Here is a 9915-nt window from a genome sequence, read left to right as displayed (position 1 = left end):
TTCAAAAATCCGTGCCGGCTGCTAAAAGCCGGTCAACTCATTCGACAGATGAAAAAGGTAAGCAAGATGACCATTGCTCAAGAAGTAAAAACTCTCCTTTCCAAGCTCGGCGTTGCAGCAGCGTCCTATACAGGCGGCGCCATGGCTTCATTCAGCCCCGTTACTGGTGAAAAAGTCGCCGATGTTGCAGTCCATTCGGCCGCTGATACTGCCAAGGCAATCGAAGCTGCGGATGCTGCTTTCCGCGAATGGCGTCTCGTGCCTGCGCCGAGGCGCGGTGAGTTGGTTCGTCTGTTCGGTGAAGAACTGCGCGCGCACAAGAACGATCTTGGTCGTCTTGTTTCCATCGAAGCTGGCAAAATTCCATCTGAGGGTTTGGGCGAAGTTCAGGAAATGATCGATATCTGCGATTTCGCAGTTGGCCTTTCACGTCAGCTCTACGGCTTGACCATCGCCACGGAACGTCCCGGCCATCGCATGATGGAAACATGGCATCCGCTCGGCGTTGTCGGCGTTATCTCGGCGTTCAACTTCCCTGTTGCTGTCTGGTCATGGAATACGGCGCTCGCTCTCGTTTGCGGCAACTCCGTTGTCTGGAAACCATCAGAGAAGACACCACTTACGGGTCTTGCATGCCAGGCAATTTTTGACCGCGCCGCCAAGCGTTTCGGTGATGTTCCTGCCGGTCTTGCACAGACGATGATGGGCGACCGCACTATCGGTGAAGCACTTGTCGATCATCCCAAGGTTGCGCTGGTCTCTGCTACCGGCTCGACCCGCATGGGCCGTGAAGTTGGCCCGCGTCTGGCCAAGCGTTTTGCCCGTTCGATCCTTGAGCTTGGCGGCAATAATGCCGGCATCGTTTGCCCCTCGGCTGATCTTGACATGGCGCTGCGCGCAATTGCCTTTGGCGCGATGGGAACAGCCGGACAGCGTTGCACTACGCTCCGCCGCCTGTTCGTACATGAAAGCGTTTACGACACACTCGTGCCACGCCTCAAAAAGGCCTATGAAAGCGTCTCCGTCGGCAGCCCACTCGACACACCTTCTCTGGTTGGTCCTTTGATCGACAAGGGTGCATTCGACAACATGCAGAAATCGATAAGCGAAGCTGTTGCCCATGGCGGCAAGGTAACCGGCGGCGCACGTGTCGAGACCGACCATGCCGACGCTTATTATGTGCGCCCTGCCTTGGTTGAGATGCCGAAACAGACGGGTCCGGTCGTCGAAGAAACCTTCGCACCAATCCTTTATGTGATGAAGTACAACGACTTCGATCAGGCGATCGTCGAGCACAATGCTGTGGGCGCGGGCTTGTCTTCCTCGATCTTCACGCTTGATCTGCAGGAAGCCGAACGTTTTCTCAGCCCGGACGGTTCGGACTGCGGTATCGCCAACGTCAATATCGGCACGTCAGGTGCAGAAATCGGTGGTGCATTCGGCGGTGAAAAGGAAACCGGTGGTGGACGCGAATCCGGCTCGGATGCGTGGAAGGCTTACATGCGCCGCGCAACCAACACCGTAAACTACTCCAAGGCACTGCCTCTGGCTCAGGGCGTTTCATTCGACATCGATTGATACGAACACTGTCCGGTATTAATGCTCCCGCCTATGAACGGCGGGAGTATTACGTTCTAAAAATACTTACGCAGCCTGAAACTGCTCTCCGACAAACTGCCAGTTGACCAGTTTTTCGAGCACTGCGGCTACATGTTCAGTCCGGCGGTTCTCATAGTCGAGATAGTAGGCATGCTCCCAGACATCGACGCCGAGCAGCGTCTTCTTGCCATCGGCCAGCGGATTACCGGCATCCTGCATTCCCACGATGGTGAGCTTATCACCGTCTTTCACCAGCCATACCCAGCCAGTGCCGAATACCTTGTCTGATTCAGCAACAATCTGTTTCTGTAATTCATCAATTCCACCGAATGAACTCTTGGCGGCATCGAGAAATGCACCTTCCGCAGCAGCAGGGCCACCCTTGAACTGTTGCCAATAAAGATTGTGGTTCCACGCTTGTGCGGCATTGTTGAAAATCGCTGTTTCGCTTTCCTTTTTGGCACGAACCACGACCTCTTCAAGCGACAAGTCAGCAAACGGCGTATTTTCGGTCAGCGTATTGAGCTTCTTGAAATAACCCGCGTGATGCTTGCCATAATGCAGGCCGACCGTTCGCCCAGATATGACCGGACTCAAAGCACCTTCTTCATATGGCAACTCAGCTTGCTTGAAAGGCATTGCAGATTGGGCACGAACCGAGGGAGAAAAAAGTGTTGTGGCGGCAGCGGCACCTGTCAACGCGAGCACATGACGACGGTTCATTTTCATTTCTTATTCTCCTGAGTTCGGTGAATCTCCACTACATTCGCAAACGACCGCGAAGCACCAGAGTTCCACCGGACACAATTACTTGTCTTCTCAGGCTATGATTTCTTCAGTTCAGCAACCACTGCGTCGAAGAATACATTCGGATCAATCGGTTCTTTGCCAACTGGTTTGGGTTGCGCTCCAAACGTCACGATGACGACCTTTTCAACCGGATCGATATAGATGTTTTGACCCTGAATACCTATGGCAGAAAACGCACCATCCTTGATTGACGGCTCCGTCCACGCTGTCCACCACATATAACCGTAATCCAGTTTCTTGCCGTCTTTCAGTGTCTTTGGAGTGGTCGCTTCTTTGACCCACCCTTCCGGCAATATGGATTTGCCATCGACAACACCATTGTTCATGAAGAACAGTCCAAAGCGGCCATAGTCACGCAGCGTCGCGCTTATGCCGCTACCGCCGATCTCGACACCATCCGGAGAATCCAGCCACCAAGTCGCATCCGTTTCCATGCCGAAAGGTGCCCAGATTTTCTCGGACAGGTATTCAGCAAGCGGTTTTTTGATTGCACCGCGCACGATCTCGCCCAAAATTTGCGTTTCGCCGGTGCTGTACGTGTTCAAAGTGCCCGGCTCGGCCGCCCGCGGCAGTTTCGCCATAAGCTCCACGGCGGAGTGCGGTTTCTGTGATATTTGCGCTCGCAACAGGGCGCGACGATCTGAATTCGGATCGGTATAGGTTTCATTCCATTTGACGCCGGAAGACATCATCAGAACGTCTTTGACAGAAACCCCATCATAGGCGCTGCCCTTGAGTTCCGGTACATAGTCTACAACCTGTGAATCCAGCCCTTTGATCAGGCCGTCCTTGATCGCGATACCCGCGAGTGTCGAACTGATCGATTTTGCTACCGACATCGACATCCAGCGCGTCTTCTCGGTATTGCCTCGTTGATAGGTTTCAAAGGCGACCTTGCCATCCTTGATAACGAGCATGGCCGTGATGCTGTCCAGCGCTATGAAATCATAGAGGTCGTAATCCTTGTCCTCATATTTGAACTTTACGTTGCTCAGTTGCTTTTCAGCTTTTGGAAGATCAAGCGGTTTCGTTCCGGCTTTAATAATACGGGTTGGAAAGAGCCGGTCGATATTCCGGTATGTGCTAACCGCGAGGTCCGGCAAGAGCGCCCCATCATAGACCTGTTCGACAGTTCCGATGGCTTCTTTTGCATGGGGGTAAGTGCTTTCTTCGGCCAACGCAGCCGCACCAAAAGCGGAAATCGCTACACTTAGTGACAACACCTTCACATAATTTCGAAACATCAAGCATCTCCTCCTTTTATAGTCAGGCAAGAGTGCGGTGTTCTTCGCTCCGGTTCAATGCTTGAAACACTTTTTTTGGGGGTCATGTCCCCTGGAACAAGGATTCTGCAGCAAGATAAAGCCCGAGAACGAGCAGCCCGGCAAAAAACACACGCCGAAAGGTTTCCACGCTCATGCGCAGGCGAAGTGCCTGTCCAATAATCATTCCAATCAATGCCGGGACAAGTGCCAGCAACGAAATACCAATCAGTGTTGCAGACGAACTACTGGGCTCTGCGCGAAGCCATAGCCCTGCTGCCAGTGCAATTGTCGAAACGGTGAACGACAGACCAAGCGCCTGTATCAAATCCTCTTTTTCCAACTTCAGCGATTGGAGATAGGGTACAGCCGGAATGACGAATACGCCTGTCGCCCCCGTAACCAGACCTGTAACCACGCCGACCAATGGCGATAGCATGGCTTCGTGACGCGCGTTGACGCGAAACCTTATCTGTAACAGACCGAGTATCGCATAGGCTGCCAAGGCAATACCGAGCCCGGATAATGCAATGCCTGCATGGTTACCCGTTAGCCAGCCGCTTCCCGCAATCGTGCCCACCATAACGCCAGCCATCATGCCCCATAGACGGATGCAAAGGCGCTTGAACACCGGACCAGCCAGCAATTGCCAGATATTGGTTACAAACGATGGGACAATCAAAATCGCTGCGGCTTGAGCGGGCGGCATCGTGACTGCAAGAAGCCCCATTGCGACCGTTGGCAATCCCATTCCCACAACACCTTTGACAAAGCCAGCCAGCAGAAAAACTGCCCCTACAAATACCCATGTCAATGGAAATGCAACAAAACTGCTCGCTGCCATGTTCATGAAATCGGTGAGCGTCTTAGTCATGCAAAAGCATCTCCTGCCTCGTGGGCACGATGTCCTCAACCAATGCCTTCGGCGTTGTCGCAGGCAGATCTTGGGCTGGTGTCATGGTAGCTTTCGAAGGCCGGCTCATATGGCCATTCCCAAACGAAAGGACCGCAACAAGCGCTGCCAGACATAAGGCTGAAATCTCGAGCCCCGTTGACGAACGTTCCTGCTGTTCTGCTTCACGCTTGTACATTCGCATCCTCATCAATCGACTCTTGACCTTTTTCCGACGAGCCCACAATCTGGATTTTCGATAGTCAGCCTTCGTCTGGGCCGAAGGCATGGAGAGAACAATTGCGCTTTGACCTGGTGGATTTGAGATTGTTCCTGCACGTCGCAGAGGCTGGAAGCATTACGGCTGGTGCAGAACGCTCTGGCCTTGCGCTGGCATCCGCGAGTGCCAGAATAAAAGGTATGGAGGAAATGCTTGGGGTGGCTCTTGTTGAGCGTAAGCGCCGGGGCATCGCCTTGACGCCTGCCGGACAAACATTGCTTTTCCATGCCCGCACCATTCAGAATCAGATTGCGACAATGGCTGGTGACCTTGGCGAACATGCTCGGGGTTTACGCGCCCATGTTCGTCTGCTGGCCAATACAGCCGCAGCATCACTCCTGCCCGATATCCTTTCGCGATTTCTGGCGAGCAACCCACATATCGACGTGGAACTGGAAGAACGTCCAAGCCATGTCATTGCGGAAAAACTGGCGAACGGTCAGGCAGATCTTGGCATCGCTGCGGACTGGGCCAACCTGGCCGGTCTCGAGCAAAAACCTTTCTGCACGGACCAGCTAGCTGTAATATCTGCAAAGGGCAGCTCAATCGCCGAAGGCGCTTGTTCCATACAGTTTGCTGATATTGTTGCCGAACCTTTTGTCGGGCTCGGATCCGGCAACGCCCTGCAGGAACATATCATTCATCAGGCTTCGCATTTGGGACGCCACCTCAACTTCCGCGTGAAAGTTGCAACATTGGAGGCGGCATGTGAGCTTGTTGCCAACGGTGTCGGGATAGCAATTGTGCCTGAAGTGGCAGCGCGTCGCTCAGCTGCTTCCCGCAGGACGAGAATTTTACCGCTTTCCGATAAGTGGGCAAGGCGTCACTTGCAGCTTTGTGCAAGGAGCTTTGGTACGTTAACCCCACAAGCAAAGCTGCTGGCTGAGGCGATTTACCTTGCGACTCATGCAAAAAGCTTCGTGAGTTGAACTGTTCCCGACACAGCATGACAGTGTTTGCACGCTGCTGCACTCGCCACCAACATACAGACCAGCCCCACAGCTTCTTTGCCTTCTGCGAAATTCGCCATTGAAGCCTTGGCGCGCATCAGCTAGAACCGCTTCGCGCATGCGAGCTATCGCAGCCTCATGCACCCGTAGCTCAGCTGGATAGAGCGCTGCCCTCCGAAGGCAGAGGTCACAGGTTCGAATCCTGTCGGGTGCGCCATACATTACCGGCAAGGGTGGATGGAACCAAACGCCAAGAACATTGTTGCAATTGGTAACGGCACAACAGTACGTTTGCCTGCCAACACCGGTGGTCAATATCCAATAGGTCGTTCATCAGACCTTAATTGGCCTTCGAATATTGCTGGATGGGCAACATGACCAGACAGAGCGGAATATGACAATAGGCGCCGACTTGACCATCACCACTACCGATATCGAGCAGCTCGAGGATAATCTGCAGAAAGCGATGCTGTCTGGCGATATTGACGCTTTGAATGAGTACCTCGACGAAAGTCTTGTCGCCATCGATCCCTTTGGACGCCGGCTGGACAAGCAGCAAAATCTCGACTTTCATCGATCCAACATTTTAAAACTTGATCGGATTGACCGGCTGGATCGGTCGATAAGGATCATGGAAAACGCGGCAACGGTTTCGTGGTTCGGAAAACTTACCGGAACATATTACGGCGAAGGCTTCTCAGAAAAACTCGCCTATAGCCGTGTTTGGTCCCTGCGTGACGGTCGATGGTCATTGATCCTCATTCACGCCACAAGAATTACGATGTAGGCGCGGCAGGGCTTTTATCTGCCTTTGAAACCGCGCAAACCTTCCATCATCATACGCAAGCCGCGCGTCAGTTGTTTATCTCGCCGAACAACCATTCCAAGTTGACGTTTCAAAACCGGGCTCAGAGACGAAACTTTCAAAAAACTGGCTCGATCCCGCCTTAGCGCCAGTTCAGGTAAAATTGACCAGCCCAGACCGGCCGCCACCAATTCTTTGATTGCTTCAATGCTTCCGAATTCCATCGACGGCTTTGGCTGCAGTCCCGCTTGGGCAAACCAATTGTCGATACACCGCCTTGTATTGCCTCCCTCATAGAGCAAAAGACTTTGCGCCCGCAGGAATGCTGCGTCTGGCCCTCCCTTGGACATTTCGCTGTCCTTGGGCGCAACAGCCAATAACTGCTCCTCGTAGAACGGTTCAATTTCAAACGGGCGGCCTTGTGCAGGAAGTGCGACAATGGCCAGATCGAGCATGTTCTCTTCGAGATTGCGCAAAATCTCGTCGACATTCCCGATCAATACCGTGATCTCAAGATCTGGCATGCGCTTTTTGACTTTTGCAATGGCAAGCGGGAGAAGATGAATTGAGGCGGTCGCACCGCTACCGATACGCAATCTTCCAGCGGTCCCTCCCTTGTAAGGCAGCATCGCCTCTTCAGCGGCGGAGGCTTCCTGCACTATGCGCCGCGCATAGCCGAGAAAATTCAAACCTGCAGCCGTGGGTTGCGCCTTGCGACCGACCCGTTCAACGAGCCGCACGCCCAATCGTTGTTCCAGCAACTTTACCTGCAGACTGACTGCCGGTTGCGTCAAGCCGATCTTATCCGCAGCAGCTGTGAAACTGCCGAGATCTGCCAGATATGTGAATGTGATCAAGTGATCAAGATTTAGAGACACCAAAGGAAACCTTATGATTTGCATAACAATCATAAGCTTCTTTGGTAGTGAATTCCAAGGCAATATACTCCAGTTGCCGAAAGGAAATTCAGATGGCTCTATTCAATGCAAGCATAAGGCGCACTCCCGCGCCAGTCGCTCATGTGGCTTTGCTGCCGATTCACAAAATTGGGGGTTATCTTGAAAAGCGTCGTAGTCGAAAGGCTTTAGCTGGGCTTACCGTCGATCAGCTTCGCGATATCGGCCTTTCGCAATCTCAGGCAGACGCCGAGTTCGCAAAATCATGGTTCTGGATATGAGGAACGGCAGCTTGATACGAAATCCAGCGGCGAAGTAACTGGCGCGATGCTGTCAAATTACAGCCGCGCCAGTAACATAGCTGATAATTATTTCGGGGTGCGTTCCCATGGTTTGATGCCACGGCCCTCTTCTTGCTGCTTAACCGGCTGCGGACGTTCCGGCCGATTCGGGCGATTTGGTCTGTCAGGACGGTCGGGACGCTCTACAACTGGTGGCCGTGTTGGCCTTGGGTCACGATTGGGATCGCGTCCAGGTCTGTCACCTCGATCAGGGCGGTTATTATCCCAATCTCTCCTACGATCCTTCCGGTCTCGATCCCTTCTGTTTTCGCGCCAATCGCGGCGTTCATAGCGGTCACGACGATCATAGCGGTCCCTGCCGTAATACCCGTCATCGACATAGACCGAGCTGTATCCACCCGAACCACCATAATAGCCACTGCCGCCATCATCCGCGACACAGCCGGACAGGACAATGCCTGAGAGACCAAAAAATGTAGCAATGGTTAGTGATTTTATGAACATCGTAGTTCCTCCATGCTCATGAACTGATGCCGCGCCGGAATGTTCCGCACCGCACCCCCTGAATTAATCTGTATGGTCTTATTCATTCCAGCTCAAGAACCTCTCCAGCTGTGTAAAGCACTTCCGGAGGGCCATACTCTCCAACGTCCGGCTTGGCATCCCGACTCCATGCGATAACACCGGCATGTTTGGAGGCAAGATCCTTGGCCGTGCGGATCGCCCTTTCCTTGGTCTCGAATTGTTGCGGCTCCCCGACTGGAAACAGCTCACCAGCATCGCCTTGATCAAATGCCATAACGACAATCAATTGAACCGGATCCATTACGTCTACCTTACGTTCGAATTAAAAATGCTTTCAAGCGTTACCCGGAATCAGAAGATGTCCTTCGTCATCAGGGGTATCAGCGAATATGCTGATAATAACAGCCCATACCGATGATTAAACGCTAGGCTGCGATAGCGGTTCCAATTACGGCGGCGCGGTGTGTGGGAGGTCCGCCCACGGTAACGTTTTATTTCAAAGCGCATCTTGCGTGATATGGCGTGCCAGCCATATAATAGCCGATGAAAACCTCTCTCCAAAAAGACAGCCCTGTAACAAGCTCTGATGCTCGTCCCTGGCTCAAGATACTCAGCCAGTACCGCAAGCCACATCGGGGGCGCAGTGCCTTTGAACTGGCTGTGACCGTGGTGCCATTCGCCATTTTCTGGACACTGTGCTGGGCAGCAGTTCACTATGGGTACTGGTGGGGCCTTATTCTCATTATACCAGCAGCAGGCTTTCTGCTGAGATTGTTCATGATCCAGCATGATTGCGGTCATGGATCATTCTTTGCCCACCGTCACACAGATGACTGGACCGGTCGGGTAATTGGCGTACTGACATTGACGCCTTATGATTACTGGCGGCGCAGCCACGCCATTCATCATGCCTCCGCGGGCAATCTGGATGAACGCGGGATCGGCGATATCACAACGCTGACCGTTGCTGAATATCGCGCACTGTCGCGTTGGGGCCGGATCGGTTATCGCCTTTATCGCCACCCTGCAATCATGTTCGGCGTTGGCCCTGTATGGCTTTTCTTTTTCAAGCAACGTCTGCCTTTTGGCATGATGCGATCAGGCGCTGAACCGTGGGTATCCACCATGGCGACCAATCTTGGTATCGCGGTCTGCACGATATTCCTGATGTGGCTCATAGGCGTAGGACCATTTCTGCTGATCCATCTACCAATCGTCACGCTCGCTGGAGCGGCGGGCATCTGGTTGTTCTACGTCCAGCACCAGTTTGAAGAAACACACTGGTCGTCGGCACCGGAGTGGCAGTTCCACGAAGCTGCCCTGCATGGATCATCGCATTATATTCTGCCGGGTTTTCTGCGGTGGATTACCGGCAATATTGGCATTCATCATGTCCACCATCTGTCGAGCAAGGTTCCTTGTTATCGGCTTCCGCAAGTTTTGAAAGATTATCCCGAACTCGGCGATATTGGACGCATCACGATTATGGAAAGCCTGCGTTGTGTGAAACTCGTCCTGTGGGATGAAAACCGCAAAAGACTGATCTCTTTCCGGGAGGCAAGGGCGCAAGTTTAACACCAGCGCCCCTTCTGCT

12 protein-coding genes and 1 tRNA gene are annotated in these 9915 nt (G+C 53.1%); 6 read left to right on the top strand and 7 right to left on the bottom strand.

The annotated features are described in order from the left end of the window. Positions 1-48 precede the first annotated feature (48 nt). Positions 49-1578: an aldehyde dehydrogenase family protein gene (locus ABKW30_RS05585; protein ID WP_348597273.1), complete on the top strand. Its 1530-nt coding sequence runs from the start codon at positions 49-51 to the stop codon at positions 1576-1578. 66 nt (positions 1579-1644) lie between these two features. Here the strand turns inward: ABKW30_RS05585 and ABKW30_RS05580 are convergent, their stop codons facing one another. The 4 genes from ABKW30_RS05580 to ABKW30_RS05565 form a co-directional block, all read right to left on the bottom strand. After that, the gene (locus ABKW30_RS05580) at positions 1645-2328 is read right to left on the bottom strand and encodes a superoxide dismutase (RefSeq protein ID WP_348597272.1); all 684 of its coding nucleotides are present in this window, start codon (positions 2326-2328) and stop codon (positions 1645-1647) included. 95 nt (positions 2329-2423) lie between these two features. Next, positions 2424-3653 (bottom strand): serine hydrolase, encoded by a 1230-nt coding sequence (locus ABKW30_RS05575; protein WP_348597270.1) that lies wholly within the window; start codon positions 3651-3653, stop codon positions 2424-2426. An 82-nt stretch (positions 3654-3735) separates the two neighbouring features. Then, the gene (locus ABKW30_RS05570; RefSeq protein ID WP_348597630.1) at positions 3736-4515 is read right to left on the bottom strand and encodes a sulfite exporter TauE/SafE family protein; all 780 of its coding nucleotides are present in this window, start codon (positions 4513-4515) and stop codon (positions 3736-3738) included. A 22-nt stretch (positions 4516-4537) separates the two neighbouring features. Then, on the bottom strand, positions 4538-4762 hold the full coding sequence (locus ABKW30_RS05565) for a hypothetical protein (protein WP_348597268.1): 225 nt from the start codon (positions 4760-4762) through the stop codon (positions 4538-4540). Positions 4763-4863: 101 nt separating this feature from the next. On the opposite strand from ABKW30_RS05565, the gene ABKW30_RS05560 reads away from it, so the two are divergent. The 3 genes from ABKW30_RS05560 to ABKW30_RS05550 all read left to right on the top strand — a co-directional run bounded on the left by ABKW30_RS05560 (position 4864) and on the right by ABKW30_RS05550 (position 6580). Continuing rightward, on the top strand, positions 4864-5772 hold the full coding sequence (locus tag ABKW30_RS05560; RefSeq protein ID WP_348597266.1) for a LysR substrate-binding domain-containing protein: 909 nt from the start codon (positions 4864-4866) through the stop codon (positions 5770-5772). Positions 5773-5933: 161 nt separating this feature from the next. After that, positions 5934-6010: transfer RNA gene (locus tag ABKW30_RS05555), tRNA-Arg, on the top strand. A 177-nt stretch (positions 6011-6187) separates the two neighbouring features. Next, a complete protein-coding gene (locus ABKW30_RS05550; protein ID WP_348597264.1) occupies positions 6188-6580 on the top strand; it encodes a nuclear transport factor 2 family protein in 393 nt (130 codons plus the stop codon). A gap of 14 nt (positions 6581-6594) precedes the next feature. On the opposite strand, the gene ABKW30_RS05545 is transcribed toward ABKW30_RS05550, so the two are convergent. Continuing rightward, on the bottom strand, positions 6595-7476 hold the full coding sequence (locus ABKW30_RS05545) for a LysR family transcriptional regulator (protein WP_348597262.1): 882 nt from the start codon (positions 7474-7476) through the stop codon (positions 6595-6597). A gap of 92 nt (positions 7477-7568) precedes the next feature. Here ABKW30_RS05545 and ABKW30_RS05540 point away from each other — a divergent pair, with 92 nt between their 5' ends. Continuing rightward, complete coding sequence (locus ABKW30_RS05540; RefSeq protein ID WP_348597260.1) at positions 7569-7775, top strand: DUF1127 domain-containing protein; 207 nt, start codon at positions 7569-7571, stop codon at positions 7773-7775. A gap of 87 nt (positions 7776-7862) precedes the next feature. Here ABKW30_RS05540 and ABKW30_RS05535 read toward each other — a convergent pair whose 3' ends face one another. Together ABKW30_RS05535 and ABKW30_RS05530 are read right to left on the bottom strand one after the other, a co-directional pair. After that, complete coding sequence (locus tag ABKW30_RS05535) at positions 7863-8300, bottom strand: hypothetical protein (protein ID WP_348597258.1); 438 nt, start codon at positions 8298-8300, stop codon at positions 7863-7865. An 82-nt stretch (positions 8301-8382) separates the two neighbouring features. After that, positions 8383-8622 carry a hypothetical protein gene (locus tag ABKW30_RS05530; RefSeq protein WP_348597256.1) on the bottom strand — a complete coding sequence of 80 codons (240 nt, stop codon included), beginning with the start codon at positions 8620-8622 and terminating at the stop codon, positions 8383-8385. A gap of 242 nt (positions 8623-8864) precedes the next feature. Between ABKW30_RS05530 and ABKW30_RS05525 the strand changes: the two genes are divergently transcribed. Then, on the top strand, positions 8865-9896 hold the full coding sequence (locus tag ABKW30_RS05525; protein ID WP_348597254.1) for a fatty acid desaturase: 1032 nt from the start codon (positions 8865-8867) through the stop codon (positions 9894-9896). Positions 9897-9915 lie beyond the last annotated feature (19 nt).

Origin of the sequence: Phyllobacterium sp. SB3 (assembly GCF_040009165.1) — a bacterium.
GTDB lineage: Bacteria > Pseudomonadota > Alphaproteobacteria > Rhizobiales > Rhizobiaceae > Phyllobacterium.
This window is presented reverse-complemented; position numbering and strand designations above follow the sequence as displayed.

Bases quoted from the DNA above. Each gene is read 5' to 3' on its own strand.
- ABKW30_RS05585 (WP_348597273.1), top strand. From the start codon at position 49: ATGAAAAAGGTAAGCAAGATGACCATTGCTCAAGAAGTAAAAACTCTC.
- ABKW30_RS05580 (WP_348597272.1), bottom strand. From the start codon at position 2,328: ATGAAAATGAACCGTCGTCATGTGCTCGCGTTGACAGGTGCCGCTGCC.
- ABKW30_RS05575 (WP_348597270.1), bottom strand. From the start codon at position 3,653: ATGTTTCGAAATTATGTGAAGGTGTTGTCACTAAGTGTAGCGATTTCC.
- ABKW30_RS05570 (WP_348597630.1), bottom strand. From the start codon at position 4,515: ATGGCAGCGAGCAGTTTTGTTGCATTTCCATTGACATGGGTATTTGTA.
- ABKW30_RS05565 (WP_348597268.1), bottom strand. From the start codon at position 4,762: ATGTACAAGCGTGAAGCAGAACAGCAGGAACGTTCGTCAACGGGGCTC.
- ABKW30_RS05550 (WP_348597264.1), top strand. From the start codon at position 6,188: ATGACAATAGGCGCCGACTTGACCATCACCACTACCGATATCGAGCAG.
- ABKW30_RS05540 (WP_348597260.1), top strand. From the start codon at position 7,569: ATGGCTCTATTCAATGCAAGCATAAGGCGCACTCCCGCGCCAGTCGCT.
- ABKW30_RS05535 (WP_348597258.1), bottom strand. From the start codon at position 8,300: ATGTTCATAAAATCACTAACCATTGCTACATTTTTTGGTCTCTCAGGC.
- ABKW30_RS05530 (WP_348597256.1), bottom strand. From the start codon at position 8,622: ATGGATCCGGTTCAATTGATTGTCGTTATGGCATTTGATCAAGGCGAT.
- ABKW30_RS05525 (WP_348597254.1), top strand. From the start codon at position 8,865: ATGAAAACCTCTCTCCAAAAAGACAGCCCTGTAACAAGCTCTGATGCT.